Origin of the sequence: Paenibacillus xylanilyticus (assembly GCF_013359935.1) — a bacterium.
GTDB lineage: Bacteria > Bacillota > Bacilli > Paenibacillales > Paenibacillaceae > Paenibacillus > Paenibacillus xylanilyticus.
In genome coordinates this window covers 139,706-164,968 of record NZ_JABMCB010000185.1, presented here as the reverse complement: position 1 = coordinate 164,968, position 25,263 = coordinate 139,706, and the positions used below count along the sequence as shown (strand labels likewise).

Sequence of the window (25,263 nt, the reverse complement as noted above, 5' to 3'; positions counted from 1 at the left end):
TACACTTTATTCTAGATGATAAAATAAGAAGATAAATAGAAATTACAGGAGATAAAAGTTCTTATTTTAGGCCGGATGAATCAACATCTCACACGAGGAGGATTGCAATTATGAAACTGCATCAACAATATTTGCTGCTTCATAACCGTTTTGGTTACATGGCTGAGCATGAAGCTACACTTTCCGATCTCGCAGAACTGCTGGATTGCACACATCGAAATACGCTTACCATTGTCAAAAAAATGGCTGCCTGCAGCTGGATTCGCTGGATCTCCCAGCGTGGTCGCGGCCGCCGGTCAACACTTACACTGCTTGTACCTGCCGAACAGATCGCAGCAGAATATATGATGCAGGCTCTAAACCGCCGGGAATTGCAGCAAGCAGCCGAGCAGGTACGTGCCTTTTCCAGCTCAACCATGATGCAGGAGCATTTAAACCAGTGGCTGCTCGGATATTCGGGACATCACACGGAAGCAGGAGAACACAATGAATGTATTGATACGTTAAGACTGCCGCTCCAGCAGCAGCTTCATGCTCTCGATCCGCTGTATATTAATCTGCTTGCCGAGTCTTTTGTCACCAGCCATGTGTTCGATGGATTGGTTCAGCGTAATGAGCAGGGAGACATCATCCCCTGTCTAGCCCACACCTGGGATATTAGCAAGGATCGGAAGACATGGCTTTTTCATTTGCGCAAAGGGGTCTTGTTTCACAATGGTCAACTGCTGACTGCCGAGGATGTCGTGTGCACCTTTGCGCGCCTGCAATCCACAGAACGCCGAACATTGTATCGTGATGTGAGCAAACAGATTATGTCTATTGAAGCCTTGAACTCGCTAACCGTGTGTTTCCGTCTCAAAACGCCACATGAATTGTTTTTGCCCTTTCTATCCACGAGTCGTGCAGCAATTGTACCTTCGGACAGCACCATGGAGTCCGGCAGTGAACAGTCAGTTGGAACATCGGCTTTGCAGAAACCTGTAGGAACAGGTCCTTTCAAAGTCACGCTGTGGGATGAGCATCTGTGCAGACTGGAGGCATTCCCGGCCTATTTTCAAGGCAGAGCCCATCTGGACAGGGTTGATATTCTGCAAATTCCATGGAGTGCCAAAACAGAACGGGGTGACTATGCCGAAGCCGAAACTCCGTTTTTTCACCTTGTTCATAATCCGGCTACCGCTGCGGGGACAGACTGGACGCAGATTAGCGCAGGAGTCACGGTCCGCAAACTGCTCACTTGTAACACGCAAAAAACCGGACCGCTAAGCGATCCGGAAATAAGAGCGCATGTACACGCCTGTATTACTGAGGGAAACCAATCCACTGAAATTCCTTTTGCTTTGGATGAACCAATTCCTTTACAGCTTGCTACCATCCCGCAATATCGTAAGGATGCCGTCCTCATTGCAGGAAGACTGGAGAAATACGGCTATGCTTGCAAGATTCACACGGCAACGATGGAGCAATTCAAAGGTCAGCTGCGACTGGAGTCCGATCTCATTCTCTTCTCCCTGATCCGTGACCGGGATGAAGAATTACGCAGAAGCGATCTCTATCTCACCTTGTCCGAACATCTGGATGAGTCCACCCAAACGAGTGTACAAACGATGCTGCAAACCGTTATAGAATCGGCATTAACCGCAGATCGAGCGGCAGGACTGGAACAGATTGAACAATTTTTACTGGACCGGAATCTGATGTTTCATCTATCCGAAAAACCTGTCGAAACCGCCTACCTGCCTTCCGTGCGCGGGCTCTCATTCAATAGTCAGGGCTGGGTAAACTTGCGCCATATCTGGTTTCCGTCTGGAAGTGCATCGGTAGGAGATTGAGGGAACAGATTAATATACGTTTCTGTATCTCATGCTATGTCTATCGCTGTACAGGTGTCGCCACCGATTGGCTCTTCTCATTCTTCAGTAGAACGGTATCTTTGCGGCGATACACCCCAAGAAGTAATCCAATCATGGCATAATCAAAAATTAGATGGTTACCGTAGCCTATAAAAGGAAAGACCACACTAAGGATGGGGACTCTTCCCGTGGTCATCGCCAGCGAATAAATCATCTGCAGTGCAAACATGGATGTAATAATGACAATAATCATCCGACCAAAGTCATCCCGAATCCGAGGGAGCATTTTCACCATACTTGCAACAAACCAGATGATACCTACCAATAACAGTATTCCGGCTGACCAGCCAAACACATCAATGAGCAACACACCTGGGTAATCGAAATAACTCGTTTTAAACCTGTCAAACGTTGTGCCCAGCCCATTCCCCCACCATCCAGCTGATCCAAGGACCTCAATAATGGAATTGTAGATATAACTGTCTCCATAAGGGTCATCTTGAAGATTGAAAACGACCAAAATTCTTTCCAATCGATGGTATGGATCGGGTATAAACAAAAGAAATAACCCAATACATCCGGTTATTAGAGCACCTATGACTGTATAAAGCCATTTACGCATGATCCAACCCAATAAGACAAGTGACATTGTAACAAACATATACAGGCGAACCCAATCTGATATTTGAAGCAACAGCACTGATGGTAACGCTACCATCGCGATATAGAATAATATGGTTTTTACATTAGGACTGGAACGAAGCTTGTCCAGCATAATAGCGCCAATGCTAAGTGGTAATACCCACATTGCAGCTGAGGTAAGATCTAATACAAAGCCATACGCGTTATAGTATCTGTACATCCCATTGATACTTGAGGATATCATTGGATTAATCCATAGCATGGTATTAAGCAGGATATAGATCCACCAAGCGGCTCTCTTCCATTTGCGATAATCAAAAAATATAAAGAAGGACATAAGCGTCATTCCTATGATAGTGTATACCACTTGAACGTTATAGAAGTTCTGATACCTGGCATCTGTGACATTGGTTTTAAAAATCCACATCAGAAAAAGGCTAACGATGGTTAAACTGATCAATCCGCATATCAGTCCCCAATGCATCCGATGACGATGCAGCCTGTGCATGCTTTTGCCTACTGCAGCAGGATCACCCATTTGCTTTACGGCATATACGGCAGCCTCTTCCTCGGTAAAGCCCTCCTGTTTCTTGTCCAGCATCATTTCTCTCATGTGGTTTCCCAGTTCATTACGCAGATCGGTATGTACTTCGCGAGCTTTGACCTGACTACACATTTCGTCAAGATAACGTTTAATTTTATCATGTTGATCCGTCATGTTAAGCCTCCTTCCCCGAGTACACGATCAACGGCTCGCCGGAACAAAAGCCACTCCGTCTTTTTGAGCTGTAAGGCCTCCATGCCCTTGTCACGAATCGAATAATATTTGCGTTTCCTTCCTTCAACTTCCATCCAGTACGATTCCACCCATCCTTCCATCTCCATGGCATGCAAGATAGGGTATAACGTGCCTTCCTTCAAATTAAATACACCTTCCGACTGGCGATGAAGTTCCTTAATCAATTCGTACCCGTAAAGTGGCTGATGCTGCAGTAAAGTCAAAATAAGAGTCTCTGTACTTCCTTTAATCATTTGTTTGTTTACTTTCACCAGTGTTCTCCTCTCTCTCATTCTCCCTATACATCGGAAACCTATGCATAGTTAATCTAGGTATTATACTACCTTATTCTTCCTTTTCTGTCTATCCATCGTTTCTATCTGCATTGTGATAAAATAACTCTATTAAGGAGCGTGACTTTCATGAGCAAACTGATTTTCTTTCTCGGCGGTGCGGGCAGTGGCAAAACAACTCTTGCCAAAGCTCTTTCCCGCAAATATAAGGCAGCCTTCTTCGATATGGATATTCTGCTCCGTCCGGCTGCCGAAGCGATCATGACACTTCAGGGACTTGACCCATCTGACCGGGATTCTCCTGAATACAAACGCTTATGCCGTGATCTGGGATACCGCATTACGATGGATGCTGCACTGGATAATGTACAATTAGGAATCGACACCATCGTTGTAGGCCCGTTTACGAAAGAGACCGAAACAGCTGACTGGATCGAACAGGAACTCGGCCGAATCGGACGTTCACTGGAAGATACGGATGTCCGTGTTGCCTACATCTATTTGGCGAATGAAGCCTTGTATCACAAACGGATCGTGGCGAGACAGTCGCCATTAGACGAATGGAAACTCGCCAACTGGGATATATTCACCGCCTCCCTTACCCGGAAGCAAGTGGCCTGGCCGCTGCCTGCTTCTTCCGTCGTTTACATTGATAATTCAGAAGAAGATGTGAATGTGGCTTTGTCCGAATGTGAGAGACACATGTTCGGGTAATGAGGAAATAATTTATTCTATTCACAGCATGCAAATAGAACTGCACAAAAAAGGATTGGTTTTGTTCCCTAGCGGATTCATTTCCAATCCCTCACCAACTCAACTAAGACATCTAATCATATAAAAATTCTTTCCATTCTTTTATTAAACATTCCAAATCAACATCGTATGTTTCTTCAACTTTGTTAATATCTGCATAAATAGCCATGAACTTTTCTTTTCCGTATGTGCGAATTAAATAGTGGACGAATGAGGCTGCTTTATTATAATCATCCACATCTTCGTTGTATCCCGGATCTCCTGAATTATATTTAAGAGAATCCAGCGGGTTTTCCCATCCTTTCTTAGACGCCATATTAGCCCACACGTGCATCGCTGCTATTAAATCTATGGGATCAGATGGTTGATAAGACTGACCCGCGTATTTTTCATAATTTTCAATTACACTGTAAAGAACAGAATTCTCGTTTCTTCTTTCAAAAGTGAACATAAGGTCAGCTTTAGACTTGTTATATACGTACTGCCTGTTCTTTGCCTCAAATTCATACATTAAGGCTTCAGCAAGCCCTTCTGTAAAAGGATAGAAATCCGAAAAGATTCCCATTTGAAAAGTTATCGCATGAACGGTTTCATGTACGGCTTTGTAAGGCGGGACTTCGAAGACCCGATACAAGTCAATTGCGTAATTATCTCCTAATTTATATGTTATTCCGCCATAAGTAGGATTATATGCGTTTAAATGTGGATAGATTGTAAACGTCAGAGGATGATCCAATGTGTAGTTCATCCAATTCTCTACATAACGAACACCTTGATCCATATAGTCTTGATAATCATATACCTGTTGATGATTCCAGTTTTCTTTTTTATATCTCGCTTTAACTTTATCTGAATGAACTTCAAACCAAATCTCTTCATATGAAAAAACATAACGATAACTCGTATCAATATCACTGTTAGGAGTTTGAATGAATTCACTCCAATATTGTCCTAGTAGATTTAAATCCTCATTTTTATCCTTCATGAATATATCAACAACAGACAGTAACTGTTTTTCTTGATCCAGATATTGAACAAACAAAAAGGCAATCTGTTGTCCTACCCCTGCAATTTCTTCATCGAGAAAATTGGGGATAAACCAGGCATCCCCGAAATCCGGATATTCTCTGGAGCTTGCTGTGTTAATCCAGTTATTAACATCTCCTTCTAACACAGTAGAGGATATACCATCTTCATTATTATTATTATGCCAATACAGTTCCAACCCAACACATAACCAAGCAGGAAGTTTATAATCACTCAAATAACTAACGACTGCCCCGAGTGACTGGTCCCGATCCCCAGACACAACTATTCTAGTCAAACTATTATTGAACGGGCTTTCACTATCCTGATTCAGATAAATTTGAATTATTTTATCCTGGCGAGGAATATCTAGATGATTCTGCATATTTCGGATAATGTATTCCACTTGATTTACAAATGCTTTGTTATCAGAATCATTATTAGAGCTAAAGTAATACTGAGCCTTCTCAGTGCTAGTTTTAGACACAAATCCTACTGTTTCAGCCGAAGCTATATTCTCAAAAGTTAACTCCTTTGCATTGTGTCTCAATATAACAAAACCCCATAACAATACAATTAATATACAGAACACAAGTAATGTAATAAGAATAGTACGTTTTGGTATATCTATCTCTCCTTTTCTGGTAATTATATGTTCTATGTCAATACTTCTTTTTTGTTAGTTTACAATATATAGAATATTAACCCATATTTATTTTATATTTCTATATACCTCCTTACTGTGATCTAACTCACTTGGTAGCTTGACTAAATAAAACATGCCTGTCATACAATAAGTCCATTGTTGTAGTTTTAGACGTTTATATGTTTCCGGCATGATAACCCTTACATCCAATGCACTATCACTAGTCAGGAGGGGTCGCCATGAATAAAAAGAAGCATAGATGTCATCCACCAGTGACAAAATGTTATTACAAAAAGATCACAAAATCCTGCGTAACCAAAATCAAATATGTTCCCAAGGTTAAAAAGCACTGCCATGTAACCATTAAATACGGTGTCATCAGAAAAAGAAATCACCATTAATCAAAGACTGCCGCCCTTCTCAGTTGAGAAGGGTTTTTCTAATTAAAAAACCGAGGTCACGTGCACCCCGGCTTTCTTCCATATCTATTAGGTTTTGGACAGCTCAATAAATCCTTCACCGAATACGTCACGAACATCATGAATCGTAATAAATGCGATCTCATCTTCTGCCCGCACAATCTTCTTCAACATAGGGACCTCTTGTTTGCTAATGACAATGTACAGAATTTCTTTCGGTGTTTTCGTATAGTATCCATGACCCGACAGAACCGTTACACCGCGATCCATCTTCTCGATCACCTGTTTCGCGATCGCATCCTGCTTCGTCGAGATAATCGTAACCGCCTTTTTCGGATTCAGCCCTTCAATGATAAACTCCATCGTTTTGGTCCCGATAAACAGCATGACGATCGTACACATCAGTCCCTGTGGCCCAATAATGAAGAAAGAGGAGAACGCCACAATTAGATCAAAAAACAGAAGTCCATAACTGATGTTCCAATCCAAATACTTATTGGCCAATCTGGCCAAAATGACGGTTCCCGCAGTTGTACCGCCCACTCTAACAATCAAGCCAATCCCGAGACCGGCAAACAATCCGCCAAAAATCGTGTTGATCCACAGCTCGTGCGAATCAATGGTCCAGCTCTCGGTCAAGTGCAGGAACAAGGAGTTGAATACCACTGCAATAATGGTATACACCGTTGTTGTTTTGTCCAGAAATCGGTAACCCACGATTAACAAAATCCCGTTCAAAATCAGATTCATTAACCCTGGTGACCATCCCAGCAGGTAATACAGAATAATCGTAATCCCCGTAACGCCACCTTCAGCAAGATCATTCGGAATGACGAACAAATTCACTGCCAGAGCAAACAGAAATGCACCCGCCATAATAAATAAAATATCCGTGATACGTTTCTTCATCATGTATTCCATCCAATCCTTCAGAAATCAACCTATCCATCCGGCTCATAAGTTGTCATATACACCCAAGGATAGATTCTACCATGCCATCAGCAAAATTTGTATACATAATACAAATTGTTGCACGAAATGTGCAAAGGGATCTTGATTGGGATCAATATTGAATGGTTAAACAAAAAATAGCTGCAACTGATCCAACCATGACAAATGTCATGTGTCATCCTTGATATTCATCATTACAAAGGGCTGACGTTTATGACTTACCGACAGAATCGTATTCTTTTACAATGATAAAAAGGCTTCCCTAAGAGTAAATATTCAGGGAAATACAGCGTTATAGCCGTGCATGGTTATAATGACTGAAGGAGGAACCATTCATGAGCAGAGCAAAAGAAATGGCACTGAAAAAAGAAGTCACCCCTTACGAGAAAAATGATCTTCGATTAAGTATCCGACAAATTATCAATACAATACTCCCACTCTTTTTATTATGGGCCGCAGCCTATTACAGCTTGTCCGTTTCGTATTGGCTGACTTTTCCAATTGCCCTGGTGGCATCCGGATTTGTACTACGAACATTCATTATTTTCCATGACTGCTGTCACGGTTCGTTTTTCAAAAACAAACGTGCCAATGACATCCTGGGTACCATTACAGGCGTCCTGACCCTCACTCCCTACCAGCAATGGAAAGCCGAACATTCCATTCACCATGCCACCAGCAGCAATCTAGACAAACGTGGTGTAGGCGATATCTGGGTCATGACCGTTGAAGAATACAAAGCAGCATCACCTTGGGGACGACTGTTCTACCGTATCTATCGTAATCCGGTCGTGATGTTCGGGATCGGTCCGATCTATGTATTTCTGCTGGCTTACCGTTTTAACCGCAAGGCAGCACGTCGCAAAGAACGCATCAACACACATCTGACTACGGTACTGATCATTGCACTATATGCATTTATGAGCTGGTTGGTCGGATGGCAGGCATTTGTTATGGTGCAGGCACCTGTCTTTTTCTTCTCCGGTTTCTTCGGGATTTGGCTGTTCTACGTTCAGCATCAGTTTGAAGATACTTACTTCGAACATGAGGATGAATGGAGTTACGTCAAGGCTGCTGTAGAGGGAAGTTCATATTATAAGCTGCCGAAGCTGTTGCAATGGATCAGTGGTAATATCGGATTTCACCATGTGCATCACCTGAGTCCACGTGTACCGAACTATTATCTGGAAGAGGCACATAACGCTACACCGCCTTTGCAAAAAGCAACGACAATTACCCTGCGTTCCAGTCTGGCAGCCCTGCGCTTCCGTCTTTGGGACGAAGAATCCAAACGATTTATCAGCTTCAAGGAGATCAAATCGTTATCCCGCAAGCCATATGTTCAGCCACCTATACGTGTAACCAATCAAGCGGGTCTGACAGAGAAGCCTTAAACTCTGTCGGATTCGTTTTCTTGTATTCAGGCTGAAGTCATGCTACAGTCAGGCTAAAGTTGAGTGCAAGTGCAAGTATAAGGAGGAGAATTTTATTCAGAAGTGGTCGCAGCTCTTTTATAAAAATACAGGCTTGAATCCGTACGTATGGCTCGTCTTTTTCATCCTTCCTTTCTATTATATTTCGCAGTATTCAAAACTGTGGACCTTGGTGACAGGAATCGTGATCATTCTTGTCTTCTTTGTCTGTTATTTGCTCGCCTTCATCACCAGAGGCTGGCAGGTGTATATGTGGATTGGTCTGCTGATCGCCATATCCATTACCATGACGATCGCATATGATTATGCGTACTTCTCACTGTTTCTTGCCTTTTTCATCGGAAACATAAAAAATAAAGCTGGCTTCATTACCCTTTATTCGATCAATCTGGCTGCCAGCTTTCTCACGATAAATTATGGATTTATTATTCAAAGCTCCCGGCTGCTTAGTCAGTTTCCATTTGTATTCATTAGTCTGATGGCCTCCATTCTTCTCCCGGTGAGTACGTATAACAAAAACAAACGGGAGCAATTGGAAGGACAGCTGGAGAATGCCAACAAACGACTGGATGAACTGGTGAAAATGGAAGAACGCCAGCGGATTGCCCGAGATTTGCATGATACCCTCGGACAGAAACTGTCCCTGATCGGCCTGAAAACCGATCTGGCGAAACGCTTGCTTCGGACTAACCCGGAGCAGGCCGAGATTGAATTAAATGACTTGCGACAAACGGCGAGCACAGCCCTGAAAGAAGTCCGGGAGATGGTTACCACGATGCGTGGCACACAGTTGGTCGATGAGCTGTTCCGTGCAGAACAGATTTTGAAAGCCGCTTCGATTGAATTCAACTTGGATGGTAACCCCAAACTGCATGACACCTCTCAGCTCAACGAAAATGTTCTGGGCATGTGTCTGAAAGAAGCCGTCACGAATGTAGTCAAGCATAGTCAGGCAACCATATGTACCATCAGACTCAAGGAGACACTCTCGGATAACATTGTGCTTGTACACGACAACGGAATTGGCATGGAACAAGGCAGCAATAAAGATCGCCGTGGTACGGGAATCCTCGGCATGAAAGAACGGTTGGAATTTGTTAACGGTTGTCTGGACATCCGTTCCGGAGCAGACATGGACGGAACAGAGCTTATTATTCAGGTGCCGAAGCTGGTTCGCAAACCAATCAAGGAGGAATAAAAATGATTAGAATCGTCATCGCCGAAGACCAGCGCATGATGCTGGGCGCCCTCTCTTCTCTGCTTAATCTGGAAGAGGACATGGAAGTGGTCGGCCGCGCAAGCAACGGACAGGAAGCGCTGGAGCTCGTCCAGGAGCATGCACCGGATATTTGCCTGATGGACATTGAAATGCCTGTCAAAAGCGGTCTGGAAGCTGCAGAGGAATTAAAAGGCATGAACTGCAAGGTCATTATCTTAACGACTTTTGCCCGGACTGGTTATTTTGAACGCGCGCTTAAAGGTGGTGTGCGTGGATACCTGTTAAAGGACAGTCCCATTGAGGAACTGGCTGAGGCCATTCGCCAGGTTATGAACGGACGTCGGATCTTTGCCCCTGACCTGGTTGATGAAGCCTATGTCGAGGAAAACCCGCTTACGGAGCGGGAAAATGCTGTACTTGGCCTGATGGCTGATGGCAAAAATACGAAGGAGATTGCCGGACATCTGTTTATCACAACTGGCACCGTGCGGAACTACATCTCCATTATTCTTAACAAATTAAATGCGAGCAACCGGATTGAAGCCATCACCCGTTCCAAGGAAAAGGGCTGGTTTAAATGAAAGTACCGCTTCAACCCATTAAGACACAAATAATAGCTTGGTCAGGAGCTTCCACACTCTCAGCCAAGCTATTTATTTTACTTATTAATTGACCGATACAACCATACCTAGTGCTTCATTGGGCACCTGATCCGTTTGAAGCTGGTGGATCTGATTGCCTTCCTGCCAGGAAATGGTGACGTTCACCGTTTTGCCGCCACTCGGATATTCCACGTTCACAAAGCCTTTATCCTTTGGAGCAGGCAGCGTATGTGACTCCAGGTACTCAACCATTTTCTTGGCTATCCCTGGATTGTTCATTTTGTCTTCGGAGACCGATCGGATTTGAAGCGTCCATCTGCCTTCCTTCCAAGTTAGATACTGACTCCCTGCAGCACCTTCAGCCATGCCTTTAATGCCATGCCCGAGGTCAACTGACATGTCTTCGGGAATATTACTCAGATCCGTATCGGGAAAAATCCCTTTGCTGTCCGGGTCCTTATCGCTTTTTACTTCAAAAGAAGCGAGCATGGATGGTGCCTTGCTGTTTGTAGCAGTCAAGGAAGCATCGTTTACCGGAACAGACTGATCTACCGAATAGAAATTCACTTTGAATGCATCAGCTGTATTTGAAGGAATGGCTGCTGCCAGATGTTTTCCTTTTTCCAGTGGAAATGAAGTCGGCAATACCGCATGTTTTAACTTCAACTGGCTGCGAACTTCCTGGACTACTTCGTTTGTGCTGGACTGACCTTGCGTTCCAAGGCTGTTTTCTGCACCGGAATTGGTTGTTTCACCTGCAGATGTACCGGTATCGCCAGAAGAATTACTACTATGATCATCAGTGCCGGCAGCAGAACCGCTTCCTTCGGTACCATTGGAAAAATCAGCTCCCCCACTACCGGATTGGGTTTGCCCACCAGCAGCTGAAGTAGATGTGTTGCTTGCTTGTGACGCGTTGTTATCCTGTCCCCCACATCCTGCCATTGCGAGCACCACTGCGGTGGTGACAGGAACGACTATCCAACGTTTTTGCTTTTTCATGATGTTGGTCCCTCCTTGGTGTCTTTATTTCAATGATTCGTTTGCACAGATCAGATGCAACTCAATGAACCACCTGAATTAACGTTTATCGTTCCAAAAGTTGACCGGCTGCACTTTTTTGGTCAAAATTTCGAATTGATATCCTTCTGCCTTTAAGGTTTTCAACAATTTTGGAAGTACCTTTAACGTTGCTTCCTGATCATGCATCAGCACAACTGGCGCTGTACCCCTTTTTTGAACGTTGTGAATCTGCTTCATCACACTGTTGTACACCTTCTGATGGTCTTTCTTGTATTTCCAATCTTCGGAATCGACATTCCAATCCCACAAATGGAATCCTCCCTGAGCCAGCAGCACATTACGGTACGATGACTTGAGGTAAGGCTTACTGCCGTAAGGCGTCCGAACAAGACTTGTTTTTACTCCTGCCACTTTGTTCAACGCTGCATTCGCCTGCTGCATTTCTTTCAAACCGCTGTAGGCAGACTTATAAAACTTACCGGGTACATGTGTTGCGCCATGAAGACCCAACCCATGTCCGTCAGCAACAATACGTTTTGTCGCTTTCTGAAATTGCTGCATCTGTGGTCCAAGCATGAAAAATGTCGCTTTTGCATGATACTGATCCAGTATATCCAGCAGTTGTCCGGTGTGAGCGGTTGGCCCGTCATCGAAAGTAAGATATATGATCTTTGCATTCGCTTTTGCTCCAGCTGATTTGGAAGCACTTGGCTTCGCGGATACCGACTGAGGCAGCAGAAGTGGAATCATAAGTAAAATGGCAAGAGTGATGATCAACGATTTGCGGATATGTAACATAAATATAAATCTCCCTTGTGTCTAGTATTTCCCCGGGTGTCTACGAATTTTTCATTGCATCCCTTGGCGATATTCCTAATACTAACAAAAAGGACACGCTCCATTCTCGCTCCAAATGCTACGTTCGAGTTACACTTTTGTCAGATTAGCCAATGAAATAAAACGAAATTGATAGAATTGCAGCGAGAAAAACTCCCGTCAGGATAGATCAATTTTGACATATACTTCATTAACCGATTCTGTGAGATCTGATAGATTCATCTCAGAAATTATTGCTAGTTTTTAGAATTCGGGTTAAAAACACAGCAAAAAAGCTTGCACTAGGCAAGCTCTTCATATGTAGAACGATATACTCCATTACTGAGAATGGACACAAAAACGCAGTACTTGATTACTCTGCAGGAGCAGTGAACGAACGTTTACCAAATTCAGCATCAAGCATGTAGAATGCATTGCTGTCTTTTTCAATGCGCCGCAGCTTCTGAATAATGTTGTCAAACAGTGCTTCTTCCTCCACTTGTTCATCAATGAACCATTTCAGGAAATACATTGTGGCATGCTCACGCTCATTCAGGGCAAGGTCGGCCAGGTTATAGAATTTCTTCGTGTTTTGCTGCTCATGTGCATAACCGTGCTCAAACACATCCAGCATGGAAGTATATTCATTCTTCGGTTCTGGCAATGCCTCTAGTGTCGCGCGCTGTCCGCGATCGTTCAGGAACTTGTATATTTTCATTCCATGGAATCGCTCTTCTTCAGCCTGTACAACGAAAAAATTCGCGAATCCGTCCAGACTTTCACTGGAACAGTATGCTGCCATCGCAAGGTATACATGGGCAGAATAAAATTCAAAGTTCATCTGTTGGTTCAATGCCTGTGTTAGCTCTTTACTCATGATCGACACACCTCATGCTTTCTCTAGGAATGGTCCTATTCTATCATAATGAAGGTCTGACTGACATGGATTATCTACCAAATTGGCTAATGACTGAATTTATGTTCTTCTATATAATCAGAGAGTTATGTTTAAGTTGGATTCCAAATCTGGGAAAGTAGGTTAACACGTATGAGTAATTCCATGCAGCTCAAAAAAACAATTGGCATGCCGCAGGCTGTTGCCCTCTATATCAGTGCCGTGCTTGGTTCAGGTGTGCTCATTGTTCCCGGACTTGCTGCGGAACTGGCTGGTCCCGCTTCGCTCCTTGCCTGGGGAGGAATGGTGCTGCTCATTCTTCCACTTGCCCTGTCCATGGGACTCCTGTCCGCTCGTTATCCTGATGCAGGAGGGGTGTCCCATTTTGTCACGCTCGCCTTCGGACCACGGGCAGGGGTGATTGTCGGATGGTTTTTCCTGATGTCTGTTCCCATCGGTGCTCCGGTAGCCGCCCTGACAGGTGCAGGATATATGACGGCCGCTCTGGGACTCGGTGAAGGTGCCCGAACGTTGCTTGCAGCCGTCATGCTAGCCGCCGGACTCCTCATTAATATTGTCGGTATGCAGTTGGCTGGCCGGGTACAGATTGCTGTTGTTCTCGCAATTGTCGTTGTGCTGGTTATGGCCTTTCTATTCGCTATACCCAACATGCAATCGGAACACTATACTCCATTTATGCCACATGGATGGCTAAGCATTGGCCAGGCGGGCGCCATTTTATTCTGGTGTTTTATCGGCTGGGAAGCCGTTTCCCACTTGTCTGAAGAATTCACCAACCCCCGCAAGGCTGCCATTCAGGGCGTGACCATTGCTGCTATTATTGTAGGGGTCCTGTACTTTTTGACCGCTCTGGCAACGGTCGGCACCCAAAGCTACCTTCATGGCGGCGCCGATGTCTCGCTCGTCTGGATTGTGAGTCAGGCTCTTGGCTCGTGGGGCGGCCTGCTTGCCGGGTTGACCGGAATATTCATCTGCACTGCGACCGTTATTGCTTACGCTGGCGCTGCTTCACGCGTTGCCTACGCACTTGCGAGACAGGGAGCTGCTCCACAATGGATGGCTCGCTTGTCCAGTCGGTTTCATACACCGATTGCTGCTCTCGGTTTCCTGGCGATCTGTTTTGCTCTGGTCCTCGTCATTTACGGGTCGGGGCTTGTATCGCTGACCACACTCATTCAGCTGCCCAATGCCACCTTTATTCTTACCTATCTTGGTGGGTGCGCAGCCGGAATCCGATTACTGAAGGGTAGCCGCATGGGCGTAACGATCAGCTGGATTTCCTTTGCAGTGACAGCGGTTGTATTTCCTTTTGCAGGCTGGGCCGTTCTCTATCCGGCTGTCATTGTGGTCCTATGCTGGCTTGTTAGCTTTAAACGACGTGCACGAATCTGAATAAAAAAAGCTCTGCCGGCATGGCAGAGCTTCTTTCATATGCGGAACGTATTATACCAAGAACGCTTTGGAGATGATAACCAACAGGATGAACAAAACCAGAATGGCACCTACAGAAGTGAAACCTCCGTATCCGTAGCCTCTTGATTCTCCACCTAATACTTCGCTCATTGACCGTACCTCCTCTGCAACAGGTATGGGATATCTTATGCAGGAAGAACGGGTTTGACCGGGCGAATGCCCTAATATTTAAAATTACAACTCTTAATAACGGGGAGATTCCACCCGCATAATATCAAGAAAAGGTACTTTCGCCAGGAACTCCTCTTCGGTATGTTCTACATGAACCAGTCGTGTGCGGGAATCCAGCTTAACAATAACCCCTTGTACCTGCTCTTCCTTGCCCCATACCGTCAGCAGTACTTCCGAACGCTCATGATATGCTTCAACTAATTGATTCCCCAGCTCTTCCAGCTCAAACTCATCCCGGGTAGGTCTTTTTGCGACTTTTGCTTTTGCCAATGTGGCGGCCTCCTCTACAGCTAATCCGACGTCCCGATTCACGGGTTGTGTGCCGAGGGCATATTCAATTAGTATACCATTCATTTGCGTTCGTGTAATGTCATGACAACATAATGGTGCAAATTTTCCAATTCATCATTGTAAGCTGCTGGACACTATTCTTCACCGTATTCTATAACGATGGTGTACTCGTTCGACCTTGCTTCGCCGCTTCGTTTCTGCCCGTTTATTTCATACGTAAACATAGCAGTCAGGAAACCTTTCAGCATTCCCGTCTCTTCCGGAGACAGTTGTGCTGCATAGGATATGTTTCTCTCTGCCCCCGGCCCCAGCTCCCCCAAATGCAGATACCTTGGCGTAGAGTATCGGGGGATACTCCACTTGACTTGACCTTCTGCTTGACCTCGCCATTTGGCTCCCGGAGGAAGAACTCCTGCGAGTTGTACTCGAGCAGACAGAGAACCTGTATTCTCAACTCGGACTTGAAAAGTAACTGATCCGCCCTGTTCGATTAAAACGGGTATCACTTCGACATATACCTTGATGATCGGGCTTTTCAGGTAGACTGTTGCTTCATTGGAGGCTGCCATACGCTGTACCATTCGTGAATCCGGCAGCCGATACGTATACAGGAGACGCGCCTGATTAACCAGCTCGAAGTGATTAGGCTGCGCTGCTCCTTGCTCCGCAATTTTGGCTTCAAATTGAATATTGATGACAGACCGTGCAGTCAGTGTTCCCAGGTTAAATCCTTTGACCGGATTGGCCCCGGGACGTTTGACACCATTCCAGCCGAGACTTCCTTCCACAAAAGTCATTCCAGCAGGCAGTGAATCCGATACTTTGGCATCCACCGCATAATTGCTTTCATTCGAAATGGTAATGTCATATCGCACAATATCCCCGGCCGAGGCATTCACCGGAAGTACTCTTTTATAGATGGAAATCAAAGGCTGGATTACCTCAAGTGTGACTTCGTTTGAATAAACGGTTTCCTCCCCGCCTGCAGAAGTATACTCCAGCACCGCCTGAGTTGGTATGCTCTCTGCATCCCTTACCGCAACCACCTGGACCCGATATTGAATGCGAACGGAACTTCCAGGCTGGATGTCCCCGATTTCTATCCCGGAATCCGGTGTCATCTGGGGAGCGAACATGCCATTAATGACGACACTTGCAGGAATAAACACCAGCCCTGGGGTCAAAGCAACAGTCACCCTGGCACCAGCAGCTGTCAAAAATCCCGGATTGCTTACAACGACACTGTACAAAACAATATCCCCCGAGAAGGTCTGTATATGATCTGTCTGAAGGGCTACCTCCAAACGGGATGATGCGAGGGTGACCTCAACCGTGTTGGAAAGTTCTCTGCCTGTAACCGTTCTGCCTTCTGGGGTTAAAAATTCATAATTTACCTGCGCCTGATTGAACAGCTTCAGTGACGTAGGCAAACGCACAATGGCCACTTGAAAGTGGTAGCGCATTGTGGCTCCCGGTGCCACCTCCGCAGGAGGCAGCCCAAGTTCGGGTGATGCCCCCGGTAACGGAATGCCATCGCGAAGTACACTGTTCGGAAGGAGTGACGTATCTTCCGAAAGCGGATCGACTACATAAACGATGGCTGTTCGATTCCCCGTATTCATAATCTCAATCTGGTAAGTTAGTGACTGCCCCAGTGCAGCAACAGTCACATTGCAGCCCTTTCTCACTTCAAGTCTGGGCCCAACCCATGGTGTAACTACGGTGTTGGAATAAGCCACCTGTTCCAGTTCAGTCATACCCGTGCTGAATCGAACCAGTGACTGATTCTGTAGCCAGTGGGACAACGGACCGGAAGATTGGCTCATATCACCACGACCTCTACTCTGAATGTAACGGTAACCGAAGCACCAGCAGCGATCGATCCGAGCGTTATTCCCGTATTCGGATTGCCGGTTGGCCTTGGCACTCCATCCACCGTTACGCTTCCGGTTACAAACACCGTTCCTACTGGTACTGGGTCCACCATGACCACATTATTGACCACTTCAATGCCAGCGTTCGTGACAACAACCGTATAGGTGATCACATCACCGACCACAGCATCAATGGCGTCAGTGCTTTTGACAACAGTTACGTTTGGTGCAGATACAGGAATCACCAGAACGTTGGAAGAAACGGTACCCGTCAACTGACGGCCATCCGGCGGACTGAATGTATAATTGGCCACGGCCTGATTGATCAGCTGCTGATTCTGCGGTAATGAATCCACAGTAACTTCCAGGGTGACTGTCACATTAACGGAGCCACCTGGTGGTATGGTACCCACCACAATTCCGGCTTCCGGATTGGCACCTGGCTGTGGAACACCATCAATCAGGACACTGTTCGGAAGAAGCACAGCTCCATCCGGGATGTTATCCGTCAATGTCAGATTTGCAGCAAGATTTCCGCTATTATTGATGGAGAAAGAATAAACGATGGTGTCACCGATCGTTGCATTGGACGTACTTGCCGTCTTGGACACGGCAATAATCGGTTGATAGATCGGTGTGACCACTGTATTCGAGTATGAAGCTCCCGAGAAGACACCCGAAGTGAAGCTTACGGATGATTGACTGCTTACAACTGGTGGTGCAGGAAGCGAATTGACGCGGACGGCATAGGATACTGCCACTGATGCGCCGGGTGCAATTGTGCCGAGAGCGATTCCCAAGGCGGGATTGGCCGAGGCACGCTGTACGCCGTCCACCAGAACACTTCCAGTGACAAATGTTGTGGCAGGATCGATCGGATCGCTCAACACCACATTGTTAATGGGATCGATTCCGTTGTTGGTTACAACCATTTCGTATACGATCGTATCACCAACCACCGCATCTACCGCAGTTGTCGTCTTCGTTACACTTACATCCGGAGCAGACACCTGGATGTTGAGTGAATTGGATGTTAAACTGCCACCCAGTGTTCTTCCGTCTGGCAGCGTATACGTAAAGGTTGCGGAAGCCTGATTCGTTATGGACTGGCTCAAAGGAAGGGTGACAATGACGACCGAGAACATGACCATGGTCGTTGTCGAAACGACGCCCAGCGGAATACCCGAGGCAGGATCAGCACCCGGTGCTGATGCACCATTGATAATAACGCTATTCGGTACAAGCTCGGTTCCGGCTGGGATTGTATCGGTCAACGTAACGGATGCCCCATAGTTCCCCGCATTGGAGATGGCGATGCTGTACACAACGGTATCTCCTACCGTGGCTATCGACTGATCCCCCGTCTTGACCGCCGTCAGGATCGGCTGATACACCGGCGTTGTAACCGTATTGGAAAATGTTGTGGCTGAGAACACGCCTGATGTAAAGCTGACTGTGGACTGATTGTTCAAAACCGCACTTGCCGGGAGTGAAGTAACCTGCACACTAAATACAACGGTCACGGTAGCACCAGGCGCGATGGAACCGATGGTTATTCCAGTGGAAGGGTTGGCCCCCGGGCGGAGCACACCATCTACGAATACGCCGGTTGGCGCAAGGACAGTGCTTGCCGGTACTGCATCCGTGAAGACTACATTGTTCACCGTCGCAATTCCGTTATTCGTTACTGCAACACTGTATGTCACAATATCACCGACAGATACCGCCGTTGACGTCGTCGATTTCACCACATCGACGTCCGGAGCCGAGACCGAAATGGTCAGTACGTTGGAAAGCACCGAACCTGTAATGGTCCTTCCGTCAGGTAATGTGAAGGAAAGAGCAACCGAAGCCTGATTCACCAGCTGCTGTGGAGATGGCAAGGTATCAATAACCACAGAAAAGGTAATGGTTGTTGTTGCACCAGCTGCGATAGTCCCTGCTGCAATGCCTGTGGCTGGATTCGCGGCAGGCAGCGGCTGACCATTCACAATGACACTGTTCGGAACGAGAATGGTTCCCGCAGGGATATTGTCCGTCAGGTTAATCTGGGCACCATAGTTGCCCGTATTGGACACGTTGACCGTGTAGCTAACCGTATCGCCGACCGTAGCGTTTTGTGTACTTGCTGTCTTTTGTACCGAGAGAATCGGCTGAAATACTGGCGTAACCACCGTGTTGGAAAATGTCGTGCTTGAGAATGCCCCTGAAGTAAAACTCACTGTGGACCGATTGCTCAGCTGGCCGCTTGGCGGAATCGCGTCGACACGGATACTGAAAGTAATGGTTGCGGAGGCTCCTGGAGCAAGTGTCCCCAGCGATATCCCCCCAGCCGGATTGGCTGCGGGTTGCGCAACCCCGTTCACCGTCACACTGCCTGTGACAAAGGATGCTCCAGCAGGAATCGGATCCGACAACTGAATATTGTTTACCGGAGCTATACCGCTGTTTGTTACCAGAATGGAGTAATTAACAGTGTCGCCTACAGCAGCCGCAGTCGAAGTTGTACTTTTAACGACAGCAACGTTTGGAGATGAGACCGGAAACGTCAGCGTATTCGAGGTGGCTGTTCCTGTTAAGGTTCGTCCATCAGGCGGTGTAAAGGTAAAGGAAGATGTCGCAAAGTTGCTTAGCTGCTGCGGTGACGGAAGGGTATCCACGACAACCGCAAACGTGACAACCGCTGTCGCTCCCGCTGCTACAACGCCTACCGAAATGCCTGTTCCAGGCGATGCTCCTGGCTGCGGCACACCAGATACCACAACACTGTTGGCTACAAAAGAAGTTGCAGCAGGAATGGTATCTGTGACGGTAACATTAGCCTGCAAATTGCCTGTGTTGCTGACAGTCACCGTGTAGATGACCGTATCACCTACAGTCGCATTTACTGTGTTGGCCGTTTTGACAAGTGCAATCTGCGGTTGAATGACCGGAGTCTCTGTCGTATTGGACGATGATGACCCCGAGAATGAACCGGATGTGAAGCTGACCGTCGACTGATTGTTAATCTGCGAAGGAATCGGCATAGTAATCGTCACCTCAAAAGTTACGGTAACCTCAGCTCCTGGAGCCAACGTACCGATTGGAATGCCGGCGGTCGGATTGGAGAGCGGGAATGAAGTCCCGTTCACAATGACGCTTCCGGGTACAAATGGGGTATTCGGAGGAAGAGGGTTGACATATACCACATTGTTAACGGCTACGGTTCCATTGTTGCGAATAACAGATGTGTACCTGATGACATCCCCAACTACGCCGTACTCTACATTGTCACTGTTAACAATCGTTACATTGGGAAGAGAGACGGGAATAGTGATGGTGTTCGAAGACGAGAAACCGGCAATCGTTCTTCCACTTGGAAGAGTGTAGTTGAATGAAGCGACCGCCTGGTTAGTCAACTGCCTTGATTCAGGCAAACTTGTGACCGTTGCTACAAAAGTGACCGTTGCGCTTGAGCCAGCCGCGATCAACCCTAGATTAATTCCTGTTGCCGGGCTAACACCAGGCGTAGGTACGCCATTAATAATGACGCTGTTCGTACTGAATACAGCTCCTGCCGGGATCGGATCCGTCAAGGTAACTGTTGCAGCAATATTGCCTGTATTGGTGATCTGAAGACTGTAATTAAAAGAATCGCCCACCGTCAGATTGGTTGTGCTTGCTGACTTTACCACTTGGATTACAGGCTGGAATATGGGTGTACTTACCGTGACGGATGAAGAAACGCCATTAAAACTGCCTGATGTAAATGCAGCACTTGCCCGATTGGTTACCGAACCTGTGGACGGAACGGATGTTACTCTAGCCTGGTAGGTCACAGTCACACTACTTGAGCTGTTCAAAGTTCCAACAGCAATTCCCGAAACGGGGCTTGCGCTTCCGGCAGCGGTTCCATTGATGGTGACACTGCCTGGTACAAACTCTGAGCCGGACGGTGTATCCGAAATAACGAGATTTTGTACTGCACTGATTCCCGCGTTCGTTGCAATAACGGTGTAGGTAAGTACATCTCCTACAGTCGCATCTGGTGTATTCACAGTTTTGCTAATGGAGATATTCGGGGCTGAGGCAGATATGCGAACGATATTGGACTGGCTGCTGCCTGAGAGATTCCTCCCACTCGGTAGTTGGTACGTAAACGCTGCAGTACCCTGATTCTCCAGTGTGGGCGGAGATGGCAGTGTATTGAGAGTAGCACGAAACACCACTGTTGCCATGGCTCCTGGCAAGAGGCTGCCCAGCGTTATTCCGGTTAGTGGACTGGTTCCCGGACGTGCAGTACCATTCACCGTTACTGAATTCGGGACAAATGTCAGTCCAGCCGGAATCGTATCGGTCACCGTAACCTGAGCCCCTATGTTGCCGCTGTTTGTCACCACCAGTGTGTAGGCAAGCTGATCTCCCAATGTCTCATTCGTTTGACTCACCGACTTGTTGATGGCGATGATCGGCTGGTACACAGGAGTTGTAATCGAATTGGAGTTGGAAATCCCCGTAAATGCACCTGAACTATAGGACACAGAAGCCCGATTAAGCAGCGAACCTGATGCAGGTAAGGATTGAACAGTAAGCTGAAACGTCACCGTCGCGGAGCTTCCTGCAGTCAGGGTTCCAATTGAGATACCACTGTTCGGGTTAGCCGATGCTACTGCCCCTCCCCTAACAGTCACACTTCCAGGAACAAATGTTGTTCCTGTAGGGAGAGAATCCGTAAGAATCACATTGTTAATCGGCTGAATACCGCCGTTCGTGGTCACCACGGTATAGGTGAATGTCTCCCCTACGGCTACATCGCTGACCGAAGCCGATTTAACTGCAGTTACATTGGGTAAAGTCACCGGAATCGTCAGGGTGTTCGATGCTACTGTACCCGTTATGGTTCGTCCGTCAGGCGAGTTGAAGGAATAGGAAGCGGTGGCCTGATCCACTAGGGTTGGAGGCGTCGGCAAGCTTGTGACGAGCACTTGAAAGGTTACGGTATTCGCGCTGCCTGCAGCAAGGCTGCCCAAATTCACACCGGTGGCCGGATTGGCACCTGCAATAACATTTCCGTTCAGGCGGAAGCTGCCTGCTACATACGAGCTGCCACTGGGAATGTTATCTGTCAATGTAACGCTCGCTGCAACATTCCCTCCGTTGTTCACCTGAAGCGTGTACGTTACCAGGTCACCCACCGTGGCATTGGTTGTACTCGCCGACTTCACAATGGACAGGTTAGGTGAATATACAGGGAGTGTGGAGTTATTGGACGGAATAACGCCTGTAATGATCGGTCCTCCTGCCACACTTTGAAAAGTAAAGGCCGCATTTGCCGAATTCACCAGCTGCAGGATGCTTGCATCCTGACCGATGAGTGCTCGATAGGTAACGACAATATTGCTGGACAGGTTTAATGAACCCAGTGGAATGCCAGCAGTCACATCAAGTGTTGGACGAGATACACCTGCAACCGTGACACTCCCTGGAATAAAGGTAAGCCCTGAAGGCAATGAATCGGATAAAACCACACTGGCCGCACTGGCAGTACCTGCATTGGTGACGGTGACCGTATAGAGAATGCTATCTCCTGCTACCGCACCGGAGGCTGCCGTCCCTTTCGCCACTGTAATTCTGGGTGCATTAATATCAACCTGAATGGCATTGCCGTTAACGATGTAGGCATCTCCCGAGGTCGTTAACGTCAACACGGCTGAAGACTGATTATTAATCAGTCTCGCTGACACATCCACATTGGTAATATCCCAGCCTTGGCGTCCACCGGAAATATTTGAGCCTGGAGCGCCATTGACCTGGTTCCGATTGCCAAATGTGCCTGTGGTGTTGAGTGCTCCAGTATCTCCGTTGATTTGTGATGCAAAAAAGTTGGCAGCAAAATTGTTGGGTCCGGACAAAGCAACCGAGGTAGCAGAGGTTGGTCCGAATAATGCCTGATCTCCTGTCCGGTTCGCGTCCCCCTCCTGTGCACTGAACAGGGCTCTTCCTCCGAGCGCACCAGAAATGGGAGTTGCAAATCCTGTCAGTGTGGTGACTACAGGTGCAGAAGTCGATTGGACAAGTACTCCGCCAGCACGCAATGACATGTTTCGAAAAGGCAAATTGGGATTTTGATAAATGACTCCAAGTGTCCAGCCAGCATGATTGGCTGTGGAATCGTTGTTGATGACGATCGTTCCCACTACGGCTCCAGTGCTATATGTACCCGCCCCCCCATTTTGTACAAGCGTCGTAACATTCGCTGAACGCACATACCCGGCTGCGCCGTTCCCCAGATCAAATTGATTAGATGTCGCCGGGTCAGGAGTAATGCTGGATGTCCCTGCAGGTGTGATAAAAGTTACCGGATTGTTAATGGCTGCGCTCAAATTTACATTGCCATTAATATAGCTTCCGCCCCAGATCAATTCTGCATATAATACAGTACTGCCTGCAGGAAGAACAAGAACTGCAGCGGAGCTATTGCTCTGATACAAGCTTGTTGTACCCAATGGATACGTCCCAAAACTTACGGAGGCATTGGTCGTGGTGAAAGCCCCTATACTGTCCTGTGTACCGGGAACCCCAGTCGTATCGGAACGACTTAGCCCAAGCGTGTTACCCGTAAATGTTATTGCTCCCGTAGCGTTGACAGTTGAACGAACGACAAGAGGAATAGAGATCACCTCCTTCATCAAGGATTGCAATCATATGAAACGGAGCCTTGATCCAGTCTATGATGTTCCATCCGTAATTTGTTTGTCCCTTTGAAAACTTTCTGTCCCGTTCCTGTCACATATGTCAACTTTGTTTTCACCATATAATTTAAAGATTTGCGTTTTGCACAATCTGTTTTATAATCAACTAATACGAGAGTAATTCTGTCGTATCATTATGATGCAGTCAGCGGTGATATATGAAGAGTTTTTCAACACATAGCAGCCATATTCCAACAGAGTATGAATTCAAGCATTCCAAATGGATCAAAAAAATGCTCCGTGCCTATTGGGTTGTCGTAATCACACATTTCGTTGTTCAGATCGGCTGTTTTCTTTTTCTGGACTATGATCGGACTCCCGAAGATTTCATGATTCATGTTTTATTCTGGCCCACTGCCTCAAGTATTGCTTCCATTCTAATTGCCAGTTGGATCGACCGGCGCTTCAGCTCATTTTCATTCTATGCCATGTCGGCGGCCAGTACAGTTGTTGCGTGGACCATCATTCATGTCAATTATGACATTCGTATTATTCAAGCAATTAGCCTACTTCCCATTTTCACTTCCGTTTTGTTTTTCAGCAAAAAGCGTGTCTGGATTGCATGTTTAATGCAAACGACTGGTTATGTTTTGGTTCTTTTTGATTCAGGTTATCGTTCCTATCTGACTTCTTTTGACATGGTCTCCATTCCAGCCTTTCTGATTGTGGGTACATATGTAGCCCAGGTCATTGTCACAAGCGGCGTGGAGGTGCTGGATGATCTGAAGGACAGCATGCTGGCCAAGCAGGAACTGATCGTGCGGAATGCAATTATGACCAAACAGTCCAAAACAGATGGACTTACCAACCTGTATAATCAGAGTTCTTTCAAAGATTATTACGATAAAGCGTATGAATATGCCAAGAGCGGGATGAGTCTTCATTTGGCTCTGATTGATATTGATGATTTCAAATCGATTAATGACACCTATGGTCACCGGGTAGGAGATACCATTTTGGAGAAAGTTTCATTGGTGATTCAGGAGAATATCACTTCAAGCGATATTGCAGCACGCTACGGTGGCGAAGAATTCGCCTTGCTTATGTTTGAACAGTCTTTCGAACAGGCATATGCACTTGTGGAACAGATTCGTCAAAAAATTGCCCTAATGGGCCATTTGGAACTGGAAGGGGAACCGATTACCGTAAGCGTCGGACTCAAAAGTTTCAGTGCACGTCTTACCAAAGAGAAGCTGTTCGAAGAGGTGGATGCCTGCTTGTACGCAGCGAAGCGAACAGGTAAAAATAAAACCGTTACCTCCCTTGACCTTGTTCAGGTTTAGAAAAAAATAAAAGAGACACCAAAAAGTTGTACCGCGAACCGAATTCGGTTGTGCAGTACAACTTTTTTTC

At 46.5% G+C, this 25,263-nt stretch carries 18 protein-coding genes; 7 read left to right on the top strand and 11 right to left on the bottom strand.

The window, feature by feature from the left end:
- Nucleotides 1-110 precede the first annotated feature (110 nt).
- Nucleotides 111-1,832, top strand: coding sequence for an ABC transporter substrate-binding protein (locus HP552_RS15335; protein WP_175396288.1), 1,722 nt, complete (start codon nucleotides 111-113; stop codon nucleotides 1,830-1,832).
- A gap of 40 nt (nucleotides 1,833-1,872) precedes the next feature.
- Here the strand turns inward: HP552_RS15335 and HP552_RS15330 are convergent, their stop codons facing one another.
- Both HP552_RS15330 and HP552_RS15325 read right to left on the bottom strand, forming a co-directional pair.
- On the bottom strand, nucleotides 1,873-3,213 hold the full coding sequence (locus HP552_RS15330) for an FtsW/RodA/SpoVE family cell cycle protein (protein WP_175396287.1): 1,341 nt from the start codon (nucleotides 3,211-3,213) through the stop codon (nucleotides 1,873-1,875).
- Nucleotides 3,210-3,545, bottom strand: coding sequence for a PadR family transcriptional regulator (locus HP552_RS15325; RefSeq protein ID WP_175396286.1), 336 nt, complete (start codon nucleotides 3,543-3,545; stop codon nucleotides 3,210-3,212). Before HP552_RS15325 ends, HP552_RS15330 begins: the two co-directional genes overlap by 4 nt.
- Nucleotides 3,546-3,695: 150 nt before the next feature.
- On the opposite strand from HP552_RS15325, the gene HP552_RS15320 reads away from it, so the two are divergent.
- Nucleotides 3,696-4,280: a P-loop nucleotide/nucleoside kinase family protein gene (locus HP552_RS15320; protein ID WP_175396285.1), complete on the top strand. Its 585-nt coding sequence runs from the start codon at nucleotides 3,696-3,698 to the stop codon at nucleotides 4,278-4,280.
- Nucleotides 4,281-4,392: 112 nt separating this feature from the next.
- On the opposite strand, the gene HP552_RS15315 is transcribed toward HP552_RS15320, so the two are convergent.
- Nucleotides 4,393-5,895: a hypothetical protein gene (locus tag HP552_RS15315; RefSeq protein ID WP_175396284.1), complete on the bottom strand. Its 1,503-nt coding sequence runs from the start codon at nucleotides 5,893-5,895 to the stop codon at nucleotides 4,393-4,395.
- 584 nt (nucleotides 5,896-6,479) lie between these two features.
- Entirely contained in the window at nucleotides 6,480-7,319 is an 840-nt protein-coding gene (locus HP552_RS15310) for a YitT family protein (protein ID WP_175396411.1), read from the bottom strand.
- Between the two features lie 377 nt (nucleotides 7,320-7,696).
- On the opposite strand from HP552_RS15310, the gene desA reads away from it, so the two are divergent.
- The 3 genes from desA (at nucleotide 7,697) to HP552_RS15295 (ending at nucleotide 10,594) form a co-directional block, all read left to right on the top strand.
- Complete coding sequence (desA, locus tag HP552_RS15305) at nucleotides 7,697-8,755, top strand: Delta(5) desaturase DesA (protein ID WP_175396283.1); 1,059 nt, start codon at nucleotides 7,697-7,699, stop codon at nucleotides 8,753-8,755.
- Between the two features lie 94 nt (nucleotides 8,756-8,849).
- Complete coding sequence (locus tag HP552_RS15300; RefSeq protein WP_175396410.1) at nucleotides 8,850-9,992, top strand: sensor histidine kinase; 1,143 nt, start codon at nucleotides 8,850-8,852, stop codon at nucleotides 9,990-9,992.
- Nucleotides 9,993-9,994: 2 nt separating this feature from the next.
- A complete protein-coding gene (locus tag HP552_RS15295; protein WP_175396282.1) occupies nucleotides 9,995-10,594 on the top strand; it encodes a response regulator transcription factor in 600 nt (199 codons plus the stop codon).
- Nucleotides 10,595-10,678: 84 nt separating this feature from the next.
- Here the strand turns inward: HP552_RS15295 and HP552_RS15290 are convergent, their stop codons facing one another.
- The 3 genes from HP552_RS15290 to HP552_RS15280 form a co-directional block, all read right to left on the bottom strand.
- Complete coding sequence (locus HP552_RS15290) at nucleotides 10,679-11,617, bottom strand: hypothetical protein (protein ID WP_175396281.1); 939 nt, start codon at nucleotides 11,615-11,617, stop codon at nucleotides 10,679-10,681.
- A 78-nt stretch (nucleotides 11,618-11,695) separates the two neighbouring features.
- Nucleotides 11,696-12,436, bottom strand: a complete 741-nt coding sequence (locus HP552_RS15285; protein ID WP_175396280.1) for a polysaccharide deacetylase family protein — start codon at nucleotides 12,434-12,436, stop codon at nucleotides 11,696-11,698.
- A 391-nt stretch (nucleotides 12,437-12,827) separates the two neighbouring features.
- Nucleotides 12,828-13,331: a ferritin gene (locus tag HP552_RS15280; protein ID WP_175396279.1), complete on the bottom strand. Its 504-nt coding sequence runs from the start codon at nucleotides 13,329-13,331 to the stop codon at nucleotides 12,828-12,830.
- A 171-nt stretch (nucleotides 13,332-13,502) separates the two neighbouring features.
- Here HP552_RS15280 and HP552_RS15275 point away from each other — a divergent pair, with 171 nt between their 5' ends.
- Nucleotides 13,503-14,762, top strand: a complete 1,260-nt coding sequence (locus tag HP552_RS15275; RefSeq protein ID WP_175396278.1) for an amino acid permease — start codon at nucleotides 13,503-13,505, stop codon at nucleotides 14,760-14,762.
- A gap of 51 nt (nucleotides 14,763-14,813) precedes the next feature.
- On the opposite strand, the gene HP552_RS15270 is transcribed toward HP552_RS15275, so the two are convergent.
- The 4 genes from HP552_RS15270 to HP552_RS15255 all read right to left on the bottom strand — a co-directional run bounded on the left by HP552_RS15270 (nucleotide 14,814) and on the right by HP552_RS15255 (nucleotide 23,847).
- Nucleotides 14,814-14,933 (bottom strand): dihydroorotate dehydrogenase, encoded by a 120-nt coding sequence (locus HP552_RS15270; RefSeq protein ID WP_175396277.1) that lies wholly within the window; start codon nucleotides 14,931-14,933, stop codon nucleotides 14,814-14,816.
- 93 nt (nucleotides 14,934-15,026) lie between these two features.
- Nucleotides 15,027-15,284, bottom strand: a complete 258-nt coding sequence (locus HP552_RS15265) for a YolD-like family protein (RefSeq protein WP_175396276.1) — start codon at nucleotides 15,282-15,284, stop codon at nucleotides 15,027-15,029.
- Between the two features lie 155 nt (nucleotides 15,285-15,439).
- Nucleotides 15,440-17,131: a DUF11 domain-containing protein gene (locus HP552_RS15260; RefSeq protein ID WP_175396275.1), complete on the bottom strand. Its 1,692-nt coding sequence runs from the start codon at nucleotides 17,129-17,131 to the stop codon at nucleotides 15,440-15,442.
- On the bottom strand, nucleotides 17,128-23,847 hold the full coding sequence (locus tag HP552_RS15255) for a CLIPPER-2 domain-containing protein (RefSeq protein ID WP_217506438.1): 6,720 nt from the start codon (nucleotides 23,845-23,847) through the stop codon (nucleotides 17,128-17,130). Before HP552_RS15255 ends, HP552_RS15260 begins: the two co-directional genes overlap by 4 nt.
- 221 nt (nucleotides 23,848-24,068) lie before the next feature.
- On the opposite strand from HP552_RS15255, the gene HP552_RS15250 reads away from it, so the two are divergent.
- Complete coding sequence (locus HP552_RS15250; RefSeq protein WP_175396274.1) at nucleotides 24,069-25,193, top strand: GGDEF domain-containing protein; 1,125 nt, start codon at nucleotides 24,069-24,071, stop codon at nucleotides 25,191-25,193.
- The last annotated feature ends 70 nt before the right edge of the window (nucleotides 25,194-25,263 follow it).